17 protein-coding genes are annotated in these 18120 nt (G+C 66.3%); 6 read left to right on the top strand and 11 right to left on the bottom strand.

Features of this window, described 5'->3' with window-relative positions:
- Positions 1-175 precede the first annotated feature (175 nt).
- The 6 genes from BAY60_RS36580 to BAY60_RS36555 all read right to left on the bottom strand — a co-directional run bounded on the left by BAY60_RS36580 (position 176) and on the right by BAY60_RS36555 (position 7956).
- On the bottom strand, positions 176-1309 hold the full coding sequence (locus tag BAY60_RS36580; protein WP_043829840.1) for an IS701 family transposase: 1134 nt from the start codon (positions 1307-1309) through the stop codon (positions 176-178).
- Positions 1310-1318: 9 nt separating this feature from the next.
- Positions 1319-2320, bottom strand: a complete 1002-nt coding sequence (locus BAY60_RS36575; protein WP_112285792.1) for a lanthionine synthetase C family protein — start codon at positions 2318-2320, stop codon at positions 1319-1321.
- A 1-nt stretch (position 2321) separates the two neighbouring features.
- A complete protein-coding gene (locus tag BAY60_RS36570; protein WP_197684732.1) occupies positions 2322-5360 on the bottom strand; it encodes a lantibiotic dehydratase in 3039 nt (1012 codons plus the stop codon).
- A 120-nt stretch (positions 5361-5480) separates the two neighbouring features.
- The gene (locus BAY60_RS36565) at positions 5481-5681 is read right to left on the bottom strand and encodes an FxLD family lanthipeptide (RefSeq protein ID WP_043828845.1); all 201 of its coding nucleotides are present in this window, start codon (positions 5679-5681) and stop codon (positions 5481-5483) included.
- A gap of 14 nt (positions 5682-5695) precedes the next feature.
- Positions 5696-6985: a methyltransferase, FxLD system gene (gene fxlM, locus BAY60_RS36560; RefSeq protein ID WP_043828846.1), complete on the bottom strand. Its 1290-nt coding sequence runs from the start codon at positions 6983-6985 to the stop codon at positions 5696-5698.
- Positions 6986-7365: 380 nt separating this feature from the next.
- A complete protein-coding gene (locus tag BAY60_RS36555; protein ID WP_112285791.1) occupies positions 7366-7956 on the bottom strand; it encodes a hypothetical protein in 591 nt (196 codons plus the stop codon).
- Positions 7957-8066: 110 nt separating this feature from the next.
- Here BAY60_RS36555 and BAY60_RS36550 point away from each other — a divergent pair, with 110 nt between their 5' ends.
- The 4 genes from BAY60_RS36550 (at position 8067) to BAY60_RS36535 (ending at position 12384) form a co-directional block, all read left to right on the top strand.
- Complete coding sequence (locus tag BAY60_RS36550; RefSeq protein ID WP_051171775.1) at positions 8067-8555, top strand: DNA-processing protein DprA; 489 nt, start codon at positions 8067-8069, stop codon at positions 8553-8555.
- Positions 8556-8582: 27 nt separating this feature from the next.
- Complete coding sequence (locus BAY60_RS36545; RefSeq protein WP_081684720.1) at positions 8583-9926, top strand: NsdA family TPR-like regulatory protein; 1344 nt, start codon at positions 8583-8585, stop codon at positions 9924-9926.
- Positions 9927-10489: 563 nt separating this feature from the next.
- Positions 10490-11716: a helix-turn-helix domain-containing protein gene (locus BAY60_RS36540; RefSeq protein WP_043828849.1), complete on the top strand. Its 1227-nt coding sequence runs from the start codon at positions 10490-10492 to the stop codon at positions 11714-11716.
- Between the two features lie 11 nt (positions 11717-11727).
- A complete protein-coding gene (locus BAY60_RS36535) occupies positions 11728-12384 on the top strand; it encodes a YdcF family protein (RefSeq protein WP_043828850.1) in 657 nt (218 codons plus the stop codon).
- On the opposite strand, the gene BAY60_RS36530 is transcribed toward BAY60_RS36535, so the two are convergent.
- Positions 12381-12599 carry a hypothetical protein gene (locus BAY60_RS36530; RefSeq protein ID WP_072029921.1) on the bottom strand — a complete coding sequence of 73 codons (219 nt, stop codon included), beginning with the start codon at positions 12597-12599 and terminating at the stop codon, positions 12381-12383. The genes BAY60_RS36535 and BAY60_RS36530 overlap by 4 nt on opposite strands.
- Positions 12600-13394: 795 nt before the next feature.
- Positions 13395-13694, bottom strand: coding sequence for a pentapeptide repeat-containing protein (locus BAY60_RS37730; protein WP_197684729.1), 300 nt, complete (start codon positions 13692-13694; stop codon positions 13395-13397).
- Positions 13695-13941: 247 nt separating this feature from the next.
- Between BAY60_RS37730 and BAY60_RS37490 the strand changes: the two genes are divergently transcribed.
- On the top strand, positions 13942-14103 hold the full coding sequence (locus BAY60_RS37490) for a hypothetical protein (RefSeq protein ID WP_170160677.1): 162 nt from the start codon (positions 13942-13944) through the stop codon (positions 14101-14103).
- Positions 14104-14351: 248 nt separating this feature from the next.
- On the opposite strand, the gene BAY60_RS36520 is transcribed toward BAY60_RS37490, so the two are convergent.
- Positions 14352-15125: a GAF and ANTAR domain-containing protein gene (locus BAY60_RS36520; RefSeq protein ID WP_083715707.1), complete on the bottom strand. Its 774-nt coding sequence runs from the start codon at positions 15123-15125 to the stop codon at positions 14352-14354.
- Positions 15126-15587: 462 nt separating this feature from the next.
- Here BAY60_RS36520 and BAY60_RS36515 point away from each other — a divergent pair, with 462 nt between their 5' ends.
- A complete protein-coding gene (locus BAY60_RS36515) occupies positions 15588-16469 on the top strand; it encodes a manganese catalase (protein WP_051172177.1) in 882 nt (293 codons plus the stop codon).
- 98 nt (positions 16470-16567) lie between these two features.
- On the opposite strand, the gene BAY60_RS36510 is transcribed toward BAY60_RS36515, so the two are convergent.
- Together BAY60_RS36510 and BAY60_RS36505 are read right to left on the bottom strand one after the other, a co-directional pair.
- Positions 16568-17383 carry a cytochrome c oxidase assembly protein gene (locus BAY60_RS36510; RefSeq protein WP_197684728.1) on the bottom strand — a complete coding sequence of 272 codons (816 nt, stop codon included), beginning with the start codon at positions 17381-17383 and terminating at the stop codon, positions 16568-16570.
- Positions 17380-17874, bottom strand: coding sequence for a DUF2243 domain-containing protein (locus tag BAY60_RS36505; protein WP_043832417.1), 495 nt, complete (start codon positions 17872-17874; stop codon positions 17380-17382). The genes BAY60_RS36510 and BAY60_RS36505 overlap by 4 nt, the downstream gene beginning before the upstream one ends.
- Between the last annotated feature and the right edge of the window lie 246 nt (positions 17875-18120).

Genomic DNA, 18120 nt, shown 5'->3' with positions numbered 1-18120 from the left:
TACTGCAACGGCAGTTAAGGAAGTGGGTAGCCGCGGCGTTTGTAGTGGCTGAGGCGGGCTTGGTGTTGTCGTCGGCGGCGGAAGCGTGACCAGGACCAGATGTGTTCGGCGGCGTCGGCGACACGCAGGACCAGCTTGGTGAGCAGGCGCCGGATCTCCGGTAGTGTAAAGCTGATCATGTCTGGTTCGGCGATACCGATTCCCCTTTTATGGCAAGGGATTTGGCGACGGCGAGCCAGGCGTGGGCGAGCATCGACAGGGTGATGTGGGCGTACCACGCCCGCCAGGACCGGACCTGGTAGTGATCCAGTCCGGCTTCGTTCTTGGCCTGCTGGAAACACTCTTCGATCCGCCAGCGCGCCCCGGCGATCCAGGCCAGGTTCAGCAGGGTGGACCGGCGGGGCCCGTAGCAGATGTAGTAGGCGATCTCGGTCGGATCAGAGATCGAACGCCGGGCGAGCAGCCAGTGCCCGCGCCCGGCCTGCCAGCCAATCCGGACCGGCACCCGTGCCCAGTCGTACTCGCGCGGCCCGTGCGCGCCGGCACCGACCGACAACCGCCGCCACGCCCGGGCGGGCAGGTCCGCGATCAGCTCATCGGCCCGCTGTTCGGTGCCCTCGGCGGTGATCAGGGTGTCGTTGACCTTGGTGGCCAGCACGTACGCGGCGTCGTGTTCCTCCAGCCAGGCTCGCAGGTACTTGACCTGCCCGTAGGCCTCATCGGCGGTGACCCACGCGAACGGCACACCCGCCTCGAACGCCCGCGCCAGCATGCCCATCGCCTGCCGCGGCTTCGTGGCGAACTCGACCTCATCCGGAATCCCCGCCCGTTGGCACCGGTCCCGGTCGGCGATCCACGGCTCCGGCAGATACAGCGCCCGATCGATCAGCGCATGCCCATGATCACCGGCATAGGCGAGAAAGGTCCCGATCTGACAGTTCTCGATCCGCCCCGCCGTCCCGGAATACTGCCGCTGCACCCCGGCCGAGCGCACACCTTTCTTCAGGAACCCGGTGTCGTCCACGATCAGCACGCCGCCCGGCTCGCCGAGATGCTCGACCACGTAGTCCCGCACGTCGTCACGCACCCCGTCGATGTCCCAGTCCGCCCAGCGCAACAACCGCTGCATCCCATCCGGAGACACCTCACCGGACTGCTCCGCCAGTGTCCAGCCGTTCTTCCGCTCCAACCCCGCGACCAGCCCGGACACATACTCCCGAGCCCGGCCCCGCGGCTCCGACCGCCTGAACCGTCCCGCGATCCGATCATGAACCCGATCCAGCTGCCCCATCACCACATCGACCACCACAACGATGATCTACCACACGACGACCAACTGCCGTTGCAGTACTAGCTGCTCAGGGTCGTCGAGGCAGCGAATCAGCGCCTGTTCGTACATCCGCTGCCGGTGGGCGTCACCGGTGGCGATGCCAGCGAGTTGGCCGGCACGGGCGATTCCAGGCGTGCCGTAGCACCAACTGGGGCGCGCCGGCCCCGACTGGTGAGGCTGGCCGGTACGCAGCTCTGCCAGGGTGATCCATTCAGGCCACCAGGGACCGGCCGCGCCCTCCTGCTGCCACGAATCGAGCCATTCGCAGATGGTGATGATCGCCTCGTGCTGACCGTCAACGATGATCCCTCGCCGCATAGCCTGGCTAAGCAAGGCCAGAGGGCCGGTGATGCCGTGGGCAAGACCGAAATTGCCGTGGCCCTCCTGATAGGAGGCGGAGATTCGACGGTGGGGATCGTGGCCGACCCACCAGCCAGGCAGTACATCGCCATCGACCTGACGTGGCCTGGCCAGGGCAACGAGGTAGTCCAGGACGCGCTCCATCGCGCTGCTATCGGAGGCGCGACGCAGGAGCAATGCGCCGAGGCCGCTCAAACCAAAGAACACGTCGTACTCGCGGAATCCAGGGAACTCGCCCGCCTTGATGCGTGCTAGCGCAGCTTCGGCGCGCCGGTGAGAGAGCGCGACCACGTGACCGTCGACATCCGCGAGAGCCTCTTGGTAGCGACCGCTGGCACCAGTCGCCGCAGCGTCCAGCATGAACGCGACTGCCGGAGCCCCGAGATAAAGGCCGGAAGTATCCGTGGCGCTGACTCGACCGGCGACAGCCTTGGTGACCCAAAGGTGTGCCTCGCGCCAGGTTCCGCGACCGATGAGAGCACGTTCGATGTGCAGCAGCGCCATTCCGGCGGTGCCCTTGGAGAGAGATTGATCGGCCCAGGGTTTGTCCTCTGGGCATGGTCCCGGCAGTGCCAAATTGTTGGCATGCCGCTGGGCGAGATCGGCCAGCGCGATCGCCGTGGTAGCCAACCTAAATCTCCCCGCGGCGAGCAGCGGCGCGGCGCGCGGAAGCCCGAGCCAAACGGCCTGTGACGCGTTCAAGCGCCGGATCGACTCCGACTGCACGAATGTGGTGCAGGTGCAGGAGAGACGGCAGCACCGTCAGTGGATCACGCTGCTCGGCCAGGGCTACTCGATAGGCCGCGAGTGCAACGGCGCGCCGCTGCCAGGCAGTCACGACTTTCTCCCCGCCCGACACGGAACGCAACGACGTCCATACGGCCTCCGGGTCAGTCAGCTCCAGCGCTCGGTCGCGGAGCGCCGGCTGCAGCCGCCCGTGCTGTTGACGAAGTTCACGGAGCAGCCAATCCAACCCGCTCTGGACCGACCCGGCGAAGTTCACGGCGACGTCGACGAAACTGGCAGCTGCCACCGCCTGTCGGTGCGTCCCGGTTCGGATAGTCAAGGCGATCTGTGCGAGAGCAGCCGCGGAGTCGGCCGCAAACAGGTCGTACGCGCGCTCCAATGCGGAACCGTGACCGTAGCGCCCTGTCTGGGGCTCGTGTGTGGTCAGCGCGACATGCGACAGCAAGCGTTCGCTGCGCAGCGTGCTCGCCCACTCGACAAGGCGTTCGGCAGCCGAGCCATAGGCGGATGACTGAGGCAGGCGCAGGTAAAGGACCAGGTACTGATCGTCATCGGGACGGCTCATCTGGCGATGGCGGCGGAACCACCAGTTCAGTGCGACATCGCCGAAGGCTCCGAGCAAGCTGGGAAGTCGCTCCGTGAGAACTTCATCGAAGCGGTCTGGGTGTCCGTAGATCTGCGCGCACAGAATGGGCGAATCTCCTGGCAGGTGGCTGGCGTCGCTGGCCACAACCTGCTGTGGAACTGCGATCGATGATGACCGGCTTGCAGCGGCAGCGGAATCCAGGACCAGGGGGATGAGAAGCTCGTGAGCTCGGCCAAGCCAGGCAATGTCCGCCGGTCCCGAGGTTTCGCGCAGTTCGAGTCGGCCTCCGCGGTCCAGGCGCGTCCGCAGCAGGAGTCGGTGCAACGGGTGGTTCAGGTCCACTGGCTGTCTCCGGTCCAGTTCGACCAGGGCGACACAGGCGGGGACACGCGATTGCTGTCGCCATGCGTCCAGCCCGGCCTCCCATACAGCGAACGAGGCACGGCGGCCAGGTAGGTCGCCGGCCGCCAGCAGCCAGCGCGCCGGGGACAGTATGGTTCGTCGGTATCGAACTCGGGGAAGATACGGGAGCCTGGCGGCGGCCCCGAAGTGAAACGCCTTGTACACCGAAGCTCGGGCGGTGGTGATCTCGGCGAGGAATCGGGCCAGAGGTGGAGTGTGGACGCCGGCCTCCAGAGCGTGGGTCACGCGCGGCTCGACGCGCTGGCCGGTGGATATCTGGACAAGGTAGAACCGACGGTCGTCCGCCGTGACGGCGAGGTCTGTCAGGTTGATCAGGTGCTCGTCCCGCTCATGGTGCTCGGCAACGGGAATGACGTGGGGCAGCAACTGCTCGGTCCGTGCGACGTTCTCGTTGCGGCGCTTCCGTGGTGTAAACGACAACTGGGCGGCAACGGTGCCGGGCTCGGCTGCGGTGAAGGAGGCGGCGACCGCGTCGCGGCCGTCGTCGGGCAGCAAGTGTGCATGGCGGCCAGCCATGCTGCTGCCTGGCCTTGGCGTTCCAGTCACCGCCAACGTGAACCGGCCGCGAGACAACGCTTCTACACCATTGGAGTGGATCTCGACCGCCACCTCGACACGAGCGGGCAGGTGCAGGTCAGCGGGATCGCTGGCCGTGAGGTCCTCAATCGCCTGATCGGTCAGGACGATTTCGCCAGTGCCGTCCACTGTCGCTCGCTGGATCATCGCGAGGAGCTTTTCGTCGCGTTCGCTCATCTGATGAGCGGTGCGCCCGCGCGAGGAGCCAAGGAAGCCAGCCGGGAGGCCGAGTCCGCTGTCGGCGACCAACTCCAGGACTTGCACGAGCGCACCGATTCCGTAGCGTGCGCGGAATCGCGAGTGGTAGTCGCGCCAGGCCGGATACCCCAACGGATATGGGGAAAGGCGATACAGGACTCGGACGGCGTCGCGCGCCTCCTGAGCCACCTGCTCTGGTATTTCGACGTCACAATCCAAGATCGTGTCGGCAAGGAGAGGCATGTCCGCGACGGCGCTCAACGCCTGCATCCGTCTTGTGACTTCGGTTTCAGTCACGGCGACGGCTTCTCCGGCCAGTTGCTCGCGGATAGTCGTGAGTTCGCGCACGGTATGCGTGACCTCGGGGATTGTCTTGGCCTCGACGGCCTCCAGCTTTGTGCAGACGTGGTCTAGCGGGTCCTGGCACGTCATCGGCGCGGACAAGCTGCTGATCAGGATCCCTTCGTCGAGCAGCCCCGTCAGCATGGTGTCGACCGACTGTCTAGTCGCCGCTGGAAATCGGGCCATGATCTGTTCGCGGAGAGCACCGAATCGCACAGGTTTCTGGGCTGCTTCGACTGCGGCTCGGACTGGTCGGCCCAGACCTATGGACACCTCGATCGGCGCCAACTCTTGGCCCGCTCCGTCCGGAGGTGACCCTGGTGCAACGAACCGATCACCGCGAACACTGCCCGCGTTGTTGACGACCACGGATATCCGCTCCAATAGCGGCACACATTGATGCAGACGTGTGATGACATCACCGAGCCAGGCCGCGTCCGCACGAACGGCAACTCGATGCTCGAAGCCCCAACGCACCTTGGCCGCAGCACCGATCCGAGCCAAGCCGACCCCGGCAAAGAGCCCGAACGGGGTGGGGCGCTGCTGCCAGCGAAGGAGGTAGGACGCCAGGGAGATGACCACTCGACGAACCGCTCGGAGATCACGACTACCGGCGGCCACCATCTCGTCGATCTGGCGGGATAGGGCCGGACTCGCGTAACCCACGGCGGTCCGAACATCCGCCCGCTGCCACTGCATCGTCAACCACGCTATGCCGCGCTCGATCCCACCATCGCCGTACAAATCCAGGGCACTAGGCAGATCCAACCCGCTGGGGTCGGTGCTGGCGCGGAGCACGGCCGCACCGCCAGGCACGTATACCGCGGATGATCTTGATGGCACTGTCTCGCCTCCTGTGACGATGCGACCGCAGGGGTGCTGCTGGTGCGCCGTAGCGCACCGGCAGCACCCCGTGGGTCAGGACGGATCGTCTGCGAACGAGTTGCAGGCGCTGTCGTTGCCCGCGCAGGTGTTGCCGCACCCGTCGTCCGTCGGGCAGTCCCCCATGACAGGGGCATAGGCCACGACGACCCGTACATCCAGCGCGAACTCGTCATCATCCGCAACGGGCCGTTCTGCCAACGCGGTGGCGCCACCCGAAAACAGGACCTCGGACATGTGGGTCACTCTCCTTACTTGGTGTTTTCTTGCAGGGCACTCCGACCGGCCGCAGCGTTAGCCGCATGTGGCCAGGAGATCGTGATCCGGCTGTGCTTCTTGTCGACGACACGCCCTGCAGGCATCAGGTCGTCAGCGGTGCCCGCCGGGTAGACGCGGAACTGGGGGCCGGGTCCATTGCGGTGATCCCGCTCCCAGATGCGGAGCTGCTCAGCCACGTCCTCGGCGAGCCGTTCCGCGTCGGGTCCGAAGGCGTGGACGCCGAACTCGACGGCAGACTCATTGACCGTGCTGCTGCGCGTCGTGACGTAGGCAAGATTGCCGCCGTCGACAACAGCCATCGCGGCTGAGTGGCTTCCGGGCGGGGAAATCAGGCCGCTGTCCAGCTTCTTGTCCAAGATCACGCGACAGAAACCGGACAGCGCCGTAGCGAGCCACATCTGGGTGCCGGCCCACGGCTCGAACCGGCCGATGCTGGCACCGCTCCAGACCTCCACCCGCGGCGTGTCCAGAACGCCCTCCAGCTCGGTGGGATCAACGGGGAAGTCATCGTCGAGGCGCAGGGTGACCTCGCCCCCGCGCATGACCAGCAGCTTGCTCTGGTGCGCCCCGGCACCGCGCATCGACACGAAACCGAACAGGCGCGCAGATCGGCTGACCAGGCACTCGTCTGCTTTCTCGAACGCGATCGTCCGCGACAGCCCCCTGACCTGCAAGGGAACCACGAGTAGTCCGGTCGGTGCGAGCTGTTCCACCCAGGCCGGCGGCACGTCCCACGTGTTGACGGTGACCAGGATCCGGTCGTACGGGGCCTGTTCAGTGACGCCAGCCTCGGCATCGGAGAATACGACGTTCACCTGCGAATACCCCGTCTCCCCGAGGAAGCGGCTGGCTCGATCGGTGATGTCCTGGTCAATATCGACCGTGGTGACGCGCCCCGCGGGACCGACGAGCTCGGCGATCAGTGCGGCGTTGTACCCGCCGGACCCAATCTCCAGGACCCGCATGCCTTCGGTTATCTCCGCCTGTTGCAGCATGTGTGCTTGCACCTGCGGCGCGGACACCGAGCTGACTGAGTTCCCGGACTCGTCGCGCTTGGTAACCACGCCGTTGTACAGCTGGTAGACCTCCTCCAGGTCCACACCAGGCGCGAACCGTTCGCGTGGAACCTTGCGCATCGCGGCCTCGACTTGCGCGGACACGATCGTGCCCTCGGCGATCAGGTCATCGACCATCTTTGTGCGCAGGTGGGCGACGCGCTCGGAACTGTCGGCCTCGTTGTTTCCCTCTACGGGCTTGACCATGTCGTTCAACTGACTTCCTTGTCGTGTGGCACTGCGGGTGGGTGGAGAAGGCGTCATCGATCGTGTCGCCCCTGGTCGAACCAGTCGCCCGGACCCCGAGCTGATGGTCTGGGCAGTGGTTGGCGGGTCAAATGCCGGAGACGTTCGTGCAGGTCTGGCGGTACAAAGTCGTCGAGTCGTAGCCCAGCAGCCTGCACGCGGTGAGCTGCGTCGTCGAACCGAGCGCAGGGCCAGGACTGGACCGAGCAGAGCGGGCACGTGCGCTGCTCTTCCGGTGGCGGTAAGTGTCCGGCCAGGTCGTCGATCGCTCGGACGGCGCCGCCGAGCCGACTGTCGGCTGCGACGATCACGGCAACCACTTCGCGTATCCCGCCCACGTGTCACACCACCCCGTCTGGAGCGCCACTTGGGAGGACGAAGCCTCCTTGCCCAGACCAGAGAGGGCCTTCCTCGCGCGTCAGCAGGCCAGCCGCTTCCATGCTGGCGAGGTCACTCGCGAGCGCGCTTTCCAAGCGCTGTACGCGGTTCTGGACCTTCCACGAATCGGGTGCCTTGAATGTCATCGGTCGCTGTAGGTGAGCGGGCACGATCATGAGGCGTGGCGGCTCGTGTGGGCAGGTCGGATGATCCGGGTGGTCAGGATGTGTAAGGTTCAACAGTGCTCGAAGGGTGGGTTCAGCCTCGTTGCCGTAGGCCCACACCACCTTGCGGGGACCGAAGACGTCGAAGCCCGGTTCGCGCACGGCCCGCGCCGCGGTCACTCGGTCCGGCTCGGTGATGGTGAGCAGGTCGACGTAGCTCTTCCAGTAGTAGGCCGCAACCAAGACCACCGGATCGCGTCGCTCGCCGCAGACGTAGAAAGCGAATCCTTCGTCGACAACCTGTCGGAGCATGTCGTCAATCGCACTCGACCACTTTTTCTTCGTCGTCAGGCGGTTCATCGTGGATAGCAGGCTCATGGTCGCGGTCACCGTGGTCGTCGTTGGGCAGGCAACCGGCTGCGACGCGGTCGGGGGAGCCTCGTCGCAGCCGGTGCGTTCATGAGATCGTGACTAGGTACGACGGGGGCAGATGACATTCGATGACATCCGCGAAGGAGCGCGCGAGCGTGCCTCGACACGTCACGATCACCGGCACACGCTCGATCACTGCCCAGGCCGAGACGCAGTTGACCGGCCTGTTCGACGACTACCTCCGGCCGTTTGCCGACCCGAACGCCACCTTCTACCTCGGAGGTGCCGCCGGAATCGACACCTCCGCATTGGACTGGTTGGCCGAACACACACAGGCCGCCCTGACCGTCGTCGTACCGTGCACTGTGGCCGACCAACCAGCTGTCGCGGGCGAGGCCATCCATCGATGGCAACGAGGCGGCCGGCTTGCAGGCGTCGTCGAGCTGCGCGCTGAAAAGCTCGGCTCCTCGGCCTATCATGCCCGCAACCGCTGGATGGTCGACCGCAGCGGCTTCGTAATCGGTTTTCCGCAGGGCTCGGATTCGACGAGCGGCACTTGGTACACCGTGAACTACGCCGCCGACCAGGGTAAACCCCGGCTGGTCGTGCCAGTCTGACTTTCGAGAGATGGTGTACTGGGCGGCGTGACCACTGATCGGGATACCGGGGTGCGCCTGCTGCGGCAGCTGCGCGAGAGACGCGGCTGGTCCTGGACCGATCTCGCCCGAGGCTTGCGCGATACTGCGCGCCAACTCGCCGTCACCTCGCTGATGAACAGGCAGGTCGCGAGCATCCAGCGCACCGTCGCCAGGTGGGAGAGTCTCACTAGCCGAACCAGTCCCGGCGATCGCTACCAGTTTCTCCTGGCCCACCTCTATGCGCGAACCCCATCCGGAGACCTGGCGCTGGGTACCGGATCGGATTTCGCTGCGCTGCTCGACGCACTCCGCCATTTCGGAGCGCCACCCCAACGCATCCGACAGCTCGTTGAGCTGATCACTCAGAGCGCGGGAGGTGAGGGCCGAGACCTGTTGGCCGTGCTCTCGCCTACCACCCATTCGAGCGTCGCCGCTGTTGAGCGCGATCCATCTCGGCTCGATCCTGACCTGCTCAGCCAACTGCAGGATGCTGTTGCGGCCATCAATGGACAGGTCGGATCGACCCCGTTCGTCCGTCTTCAGCTCCAGCTTGCGCCGATCGTCGAGTCCTGCGGTCGGCTCCTGCAGTTCGACCACGTTGGTCCGTACGACGAACTGATGCTGCTGGCTACCGACACCTATGCTCTTGCCGCGCGACTGGCCTTCGAGACCCGCGACGACGAGATCGCCATGGCCCTGTACGCGGACGCCACTGAGGTCGCGGGACGGCTCAAGGACCGTAGCCACCGGGCGGCGGTACAGACGAGTCACACGATGGTGGCCTTGCATGCAACCAATAACGTGGACGCGGCGCTGAAGATTGCCCGTGCCGCGACCGCCGATGCGCACCGGGGCACCAGTTACGCCATTCGAGCCCGCGCACACGCCGTTCACGCCGAGATCTGTGCTCGGAGCGGCCAGGCCAGGGAAGCGACCGAGGCACTCGACCGAGCGTGGAAGACCGTCGATCAGCTGACCGTCGACGACCCTCACGGCGGATTCAACGTCGACCGCCTGAACGGCTTCGACGGACTCTGCGCTCTCCACATAGGCGACGCGGGCCGTGCCCACCAAAGCCTCGACCGCTCGCTCAGCGCGTTGAGGTTGTCGGGGGACTTGGTGCAACGAGGCATCGTGAACGCCGACCTGGCCCTCGCGCGACTGCGTCTCGGTGATCCCTTCGCCTGTGTCGATCTCTTGCACGAAGCCGTGGACATCACAGCGGCGACGGGCGGCCGGGTGCCCGCACAGCGGATCCGTCTGGCACGACGAGATCTGCGTCCATGGCGAGCCGAGAACTTCCTGGCCGAACTCGATGACCACATTCACGACACACTGATCGGGCGATGAACCGGAAGGGTTGGGTTCCTGGTCGGCGCGGTCTCGGAGCACGGACTTCACTGCGCAGATCCAGTCCCGGCTCACGAGTGGCAGCGCAGCATGCCGTTCGGGCGTGGAGATGATCTCGTTGGTCATCGTGTCGTCCGCTCCCGGCCATGGATCGGCACCACATGACCGTGAACGCACTCGTAGTACCCGCAGACGATCCAGTACCGGTGGCACTGGTGGCCGCCAACTGGGAAGGTCACCCTGGCCCGCGGGAGAACACCGGCGAGCCCAATAGTCGGACCTGCCGTGCTGGCCGGTCGGGGCACGGCCAGCACGGCAGGAGCTTGATTGGCTGCCGAACGAGCAATTGAACGCCGGCAGGGATGGTTGCGCTGTGTCTGCGTGTCCCTGATCGCGGTCACTATCACTCCCGGTTCGCTCGTTGGCGGAACGATCGACGTTCGCGGCCCTGTGTCGCGTGTTGTCGCTGGACGAGGACGCTAGGTGTGTTGGCGGGGTGGGACCGGGAGGATTTCTCTGGGGTCGTGGGCGACGGGGGTGGGAGGATGTACTCCATGCGAGGCATGACCGATGACCTGACGATCGGGGAACGCGTGGCGTTCTATCGGCAGCGGCGCGGGCTCACCCAGGCGGTTCTGGCAGGGCTGGTCGGCCGCAGCGAGGACTGGCTGCGCAAGGTGGAGCACGACGTGCTCCCGCTGGATCGGCTGTCGGTGTTGCGGCGTCTCGCGCATGCCTTGGACGTCGCGCTCGGCGATGTGATCGGCGAGCCGGTGCTGATGGCGGGGGCCGACGAATCGGGCCGACGGACGATACCGGCGCTGCGCGTGGCGCTGATGGACCATCGCCAGTTCCTCGCTGGCCCGCAGCCCGGTGAGCCACCTCGCCTGGACGCCCTTGCCGCGGAGCTCGCGACGCAGTGGGGCGACTACCAGAACTCCCGCTACGCCCGGCTCATCCAGCGGCTACCCCTGTTGATCACCGAGACCCAGACCGCGTGCCAGCACTACGGACACACCAGCGACGACGGGGTGCGCGCCCACACGTTGGCCGCCAGCGCCCACCAACTGGCTACGGCGTTCCTGACGAAACTCGGCGAGGCTGATCTCGCGTCGATCTCGGCCAGCCGCGGGCTGGCCGCAGCGCACGTCAGTGGCAGTGACCTGATGATCGGGTCGCTGTACCGGTCGGTGGCGCATGCCCTGCTGTCCATCGGCGAGTTCGAGCAAGCGGTCGCGCTCAGCCGCGCCGCCGCCGACCGGCTCGAACCCGGCCTCGGCACCGCCACACCGGAGTACCTGTCGGTGTACGGGATGCTGCACCTGGTTGGGGCGGTGGCTTCCTCCCGGCGCGACAACCGGGCGGACACCACGGCCTTCCTCGCCGAGGCCGACCAAGCGGCCACGCGGGTGGGGCACGACGCGAACCACCTGTGGACGGCGTTCGGGCCCACCAACGTCACGATCCACCGGATGACCACGGCGATGGAACTCGGCGACGTCCAGGTGGCCGTCCATCTCGGCCCCCGCGTGAACACCCACGGGCTGCCGGTGGAGCGCCAAGCCCGGCACGCCATCGAAACCGCCCGCGCCTACGTCCGATGGAACCGCACCGACGACGCGCTCGACGTGCTGCTAGCGGCCGAACAGGACGCGCCCGAACAGGTTCGCTACCACCGACTGTCGCGCATCCTCGTGCGAGAGATGATCAGACTGCCCCGACCAGCCACCCGCGCGGTCGAACTCGCCTACCGAATGGGCGTGCACGCCGCCGACTCACACCGCCCGTAAGGTCCACCGACATGCCGACCAACCAGCTTCCGCCCGACCTTCAAGCTGACGTCGAGACCCTGTGGGCCTATCACGACATGGGCCACCAACCGCGCCGCTGCGACGTCGGCATCGGGCTCGGCTCCCACGACCTCGGCGTCGCGATCCACACCGCCGATCTGTACCAGCAGGGCCTGGTCGACCGCATCGTGTTCACCGGCGCCAACGCGCCGACCACGATCGAGCGTTTCCCCCGCGGCGAAGCCGTCCACTACCGCGAACACGCCGTCAGCCTCGGCGTCCCCACCGAGGCGATCATGATCGAGACCGAGGCGACCAACACCAGCCAGAACATCACCCACAGCCGCCAGGTCCTCACCGACGCGGGCATACACCCCGCCTCGATCATGCTCATCTCCCGGCCCTACCAGCAGCGCCGCGCGTACGCGACCTGCCGCAAAGTGTGGCCCGAGGTCGAGGTGATCTGCTCATCACGGCCACTGCCACTCGACGAGTACATCGCCAGCATCGGCGACATCGACCGGGTCATCAACATGCTGGTCGGTGACACCCAACGCATCACTGAGTACGCCCGCCGGGGTTTCGCCATCCAGCAGGACGTACCCGATGAGGTGAACGCCGCCTACCAGCGACTCGTCGACGCCGGTTACACCAGCAGACTGATCTAGAGGCGGGTGCCATCCTCGGTGCGGCCCAACGCGGCGAGCCCCGCCTTCACCACGTCGACCGGGGCGACAGCCACCACGTCATCATCACCCGGCCCGGTCAGGTACACAACATGCCCGGCACGGGCCTGCCTGGTCAGCTCACCCACGACCTGCCCGACCGTCGCTTCGGCAGCCCCCTCAGGAGCCGGACCATCAATGTCAGAGAACAGCGGCATCCTGCCAGCGTAGTACCTCCGCGCGGGCTTCCTCATACAACGAGCCGCTCCGAGCGTTGTTCCCACGTGCGAGCAGACGGTAGAAGCCCCGCGTGAATCGCTCAGATTGATGGTTCAGGTGACCCGCCGTGCGGGCTGTGCTGGGCCGGAGGCGCTAGCGCCGAGTCAGCCGCCGCTACATCAAGCTCGCCGATCGAGGACGCGGTGCGGGGGCCTGTGGCTCGCCCCGGTTTCGTCAACATCAGGAACGTTACGACGAAGGACGGGTCCCCTTGCCGCCGTATGGGGGCAAGGGAACCCGTCCTTGTCTTGGCGTTCGCCCATATTCCGTTAACGGTGACAAAGACGGGTTTACCTTTTATCTATTGTCGCTGGTTCTTTAGATAGCTCCTCACAGCGGTAGCCGCTAAGGCGACAGCAAAGAAGGATATTAATCCGTATATGTAACTGTGGTGTGTCACCGCTTCGTAAGCAAAGTAGGCAGCCGCGACAGTGATTAACGTTGCAACAATGATTAATGCGTTTTTGCTTATCATTATGCCGTCCCTCGCGACAGCGGTGATCTCGTCGAGCCAGGCCTCGAGCTCGGGGCCTGTCCGTCACGCACGCTCACGATCTCGTCGAGGGCCGGATCGAGGGAGAGGTCAAGCCCATGCGCTCCACGGTAGGGCTCGACGGTCGTCCCGATGCCCATCGGAGTGAACAGCTCCGTCGAGCCCAGGCAGCAGCGGCGGAACCACGAGTCGTGGGCGAAGACCAGGTGGCGCATCGTCTGCACCGCCGACCACTCGTCGTTCACGCTGCGGCGCTCGATACCTGGCGTTCGCTCGATCGTGGCGGCCAGGCGGCATGGAGCTGACGTGATGCCTCGCGCAGATCGGCGGGGTCCTCGGAGCGGATCAGCACTCGCACCGGATGATCCCGGTCAAGCACTGCCTCGACGTACTCGGTGACTTCGACGCCGTTCACCACGAGGTTGGTGATGAGCCCGTCGGTCACGGCATCCTGCATGACGACGCCGATCAGGCGTGCCCCGGTCAGGTCGCACTCGCGGAACTCCGCACCGTACAGATCCTTGTCGATGTACCGCGTCATGCTCTGCATACTAGGTCCGAGCACCGACATTTCTGGCTGGCATCGCCGTTGCGTCTCGCTCCTGCCGGTCGTCGCCCGCTTTCCGGCTCGCGCACACCCGCGCCCAGCCCCCGTCGACCAGACCAACGGACAAGATCAACAAGTGGGGCCAAAACTCGTTCACCGAATCAACTGGCCGGAGTGCGAAGTGCGGCCAAAACTCGTTCCGAACTGGGGCGGAAACTCACCCCTGAAATCACCCGGGGGCATGACGGAGAAGAAGTTGTACAAGGTCTACGACGAGTCTGATGTCGAGGTGGTCTACCGCCGCGGTGACTGGCAGGACAGGGGCCAGATGCGCCGGTGGGTCGAACGCGAGGGCGAGCGGGACAACGAGCTCACCCTCGGGGGAGGTCCACCACCTCGGTGAAGACCTCTTGTGCCTGGAGGACGACGGTGTGGGCTTCGCCGACGAACCACGGCAGGCCTGTGGTCTGCTGCGCGAGCACAGCCGCCACGAACTCGCCACCTCGTAGCAACACGGGGTCGCCAGCTATGCCTCCACTGGTGTGATAGGGCCACGATCCCCTCTAGCGAGGTCGGCGCACCCATTGGGGGGTAGCCCGGACCTGGCGCCCTGTGAAATACCGGGTGTTGGGATGTTAAGGCCTCCGGGTTTCAGCCCCGTGTGACCCGAGCGGCCTCCATTCTTTGGTCGTGGCCTGCGGCGGTGTTGTTGGCTTCGGCGACGACCCAGGCAGCGACGTCGTGCAGCTTTATGTTGGCGTGCTGGGACGCCTCGACCAGCATCGTGAACGCTTGCGCGTCCGTGCGGTGGTGGCGGTGCATGAGGATGCCCTTGGCCGTGGCGATCACGTCGCGGGTCCCGAGCGCGGTGCGTAGCTGGGCCTGTTCCTGGGAGCCGATCAGGGCGACGGCGGCGTGAGCGGCGAACAGTTCACCGATGTGCTCGGCATCGGCATCGAACGCGTCGCGCTGTGAGGAGTACAGGTTCAGCGCGCCCAGGGTGGTGCTGGTGGCGAACAATCGGAACCCCAGCACGGACGCCACACCGAGGCTGGCCGCGGTGTCGGCGAACTTGGGCCAGCGGGAGTCGTCGGCGAGGTTGCCGGTGCGGTAGGTGTGGTGCTCGGCGATGGCGTCCACGCATGGGCCTTCGCCCAGCTCATGCTGCAGCTCGTCCAAGCGGGCCACGAGATCGTCAGACGGCGCGACGGTGCGCAGCTGCCCGGCCTCCAGCAGCGACACCCCGGCGTACTCCGCGCCAGGGATCGTTGCCACCGCGGCAGTCACGATCCCTTTCATGGTCTGGTGCAGATCCGGTTCCGCGGTCAGTGACCGGGCCACCTCGCTGAGAGCGTGCGCTACCTGCCCCAGCGCCTCACTGTTGGCAGCCTGCCGGGATGATCGTTCATCGCCCACCTGCCCCATTCTGTCCGGATATAGACGTCACGGCCAGATGCGGTATTCGACAGCGGTGGCGGCAGACCCGAATGCATCGCACTGGTCGGCCGTCGCGCGGTACCTCGCCGATGTCGGCTCGTCTCCCCGATGGCGTTGTGGATGACGTCGGCGAGGGGTGCAGGTGCAGAGCTTGCTGGGAAGCCTTGACCAGGTCCGGGACGGTGGCGTTGTCATTGATTGGCAGCCCTCGTTCGTGCAGGACGACCTTCGCGGTCGCTTCGACAAGTTGCTTCGCTGTGCCGATCGCCCCGGCGGGGTCCTCGTGCAAGGCGCGGTGAGTCCATTCACTTTTTGGCAGTCCTGCCGAAGTATCTGTTCGGCCAGAAAGGTCAGCGGTTCGGAGCATAGGCGAGCACGCAAGGGGAACTCTTCTCGAATGCGTCGCGGCCGAAAGTGACGTGTGCAATCGAAGCCGTGAGAAGGAGTGCAATGTTCTATCATGTTCAGACCTTGCAGTTCGAGGCCAAACCGGATGGCCCTGACCCTGCCTTCGCGAAACGTCTGCAGGAGATCCTCGGGGGAAAATGGGGTGAGCTGACCGTCGCGCTGCAGTATCTGCAGCAGGGCTGGAACTGCCGGATGCCGGGCAAGTACAAGGACATGCTGCTGGGCATCGGTACCGAGGAGCTGGCCCACGTCGAGATGATCTGCACAATGATCGCGCGGCTGAACGAGGGTGCGCCGATGTCGGTGCAGGAGGCGGCCGTGTCGGACAATCCGATGACCGCGGCCATCTACGGCGGGTCCAACCCGCAGCATCTCATCAACAACGGCGGCGGGGGCTACTACCAGGACAGCAGCGGGGTGCCGTGGCTGGGCGCGTACACCACGTCCTCCGGCAACCTGATGGCCGATTTCCACCTCAATGCGACGGCGGAGATGCAGGGCAGGTTGCAGGTGTCACGGCTGTACAACATGACCGACGATCCCGGCGTCAAGGCGATGCTGCGGTTCAACCTCGCCCGCGACCACATGCACCAGCAGCAGTGGCTGGCGGCGATCGAGGAACTCAAGGCGGACGGATTGGAGGGCCTGCCGGTGCCCGAGGCGTTCCCGAACGAGTCCGAGCAGAACCTCGACTTCGTCAGCCAGTACATGAACTGCAGCGATGGCGCCGAAGCCGGTGCGGGCAGGTGGGCTTCGGGGGAGATGCCCGATGGCAGCGGGCGCAACTTCAGCTACACGGACAATCCGGAGCCGCACGGCGACCGGCCGGTGCTGCCTCCCGGTGACCCGCGGCTGTACGGCACCCCGCCGCCGTCGGCCGCCTCGATGAACCCTGCCACCGGGACTACCGACACTCAGGAGTGATTGTCGTCGGGGGATGCCTGGTTCCTACCAGGCTTCCCCCACGGGGGTCGGAGCCGAATACGCCGGAAAGGGGGGCGGCGGGCGAGCGTGGGTGTTCGTCAGGAGGCCGCAGCCGGTTGGCGCCGGCGTCGAGTGTGGGCGCGGCCGGTCGTGGTGTACCAGGTGATGGCGACGGTGGCGGCGAGGGCGATCTCGACCAGGTCGCCGCCGTAATACATCAGTTGGGCGGCGGTGTGCAGGTCGTCGGTGGTGACGGCGGTTGCGGGCGGGGGTGTGGCGTAGAGGGTTTTGGCGAGGATGGCATGGGCTGCTCCGGCGGCCAGCAGCGTGGTCGCGCGCCAGGCGAGGTTCCAGCGGTGGCGCAGCGGGTCGAGTTGGCAGACGGCGAAGGTGAATAGCAGCCCGGCGATCAGGACGTGGGCGTGGACCGCCGCGTGTACGAGCGGCTGGTGTTGGGTTGCGGCGTACAGCGGGGTGCGGTAGAGCAGCCACAGGACGCCGATGTCCAGCAGCGCGGCCAGTGGCGGGAAGACCAGCCAGGCCGCGGGCCGGGAGTGCGCCATCGTCAGCAGGGCGCGCCGCGCTCGGCCGGGGGGAAGGACGCGCAGGGTGAGGGTGAGCGGGCGGGACAGGACCAGCAGCAGTGGCGCAATCATCGCGGTGATCAGGTGCTGGGTCATGTGCCCGGTGAACGGTTCACCCGGAAGCGGGATCAGCACGGCGCAGACCAGCGCGCTACCGCCCGCGAGGAAGAAGACGTCCCGTCGCCTGGGCCACATATCGCCGCGACGGCGCAGGCGGGTGGCAGCCAGCAGGTAGCCGAGCACCGCCGCGCAGGCGGTCGCGGCGATGACCAGTTCAATCGCTGCGATGCCGAGATGAGCTGGCGCGTGCTGAATGTGTGTGGCAGTCACGCGCCCGCCGCATCGGCTGGAGTGCGTCGGCGGGCGCGCACGGCCAAGGCGACGCCGATGGCCAGCAGCACCAGCCCGGCGGCGTTCCAGGCCAGGTCGTAGGGCAGGATGGTGTCGACGCCGTAGCGGACCTGGTGGATGCGCAGCACCTTGTGATCGACGATGCCGTCGAAGAGTTGGAAGCCGCCCAGGCCGAGAAACAACCCCGCCCAGGCGTGGGTCGGCGCCAGAGCGCGGCGGCGGCGCAGGTCGGCGTACAGGACGAAGCCGGCCACCAGGCCCAGCAACTCGGCGGTGTGCAGCAGGCCGTCCGAAAGCAGGCCGACCGCCGGAGTGGAGCGGTCGAAGAAGTGGTGCCAGGCCAGGATTTGGTGAAAGACGATCTCGTCGACCGCGGCCATCACCGCCGCACCGAGCAGCGCACACACCGCCATCGACCGCCCGGGCATGGAGTGGGTTTCGGAGGGGCCGGGTCGAACTGGTCCGGTCATGGTCAGTGTCAACCCTCGGTTGTGTCGGTATCTCGTGTCGGCAGGGTCCGCCGGTGCAGCGACGCTGTCGTGCGTCGCCTTGTGCGGCTATCGACTGTAGGCGTGGTCGCGGGGCAGCGGGTCCACATCGGACCGGCGGCCGGGGCGCATTGAGGCGTGACTCTGACCGGGGCCGGGTCCGGAACGAGCGGCCAGGACATCGGCCACGATGCCGGTGGCGAAGGCATATACGGTCTTGTGCACTAG

Source organism: Prauserella muralis, from assembly GCF_003202285.1.
Classification (GTDB): Bacteria; Actinomycetota; Actinomycetes; order Mycobacteriales; family Pseudonocardiaceae; genus Prauserella_B; species Prauserella_B muralis.
Note: the sequence above shows the minus strand (reverse complement) of the source record. Positions and strands in the feature narration are given on the sequence as shown.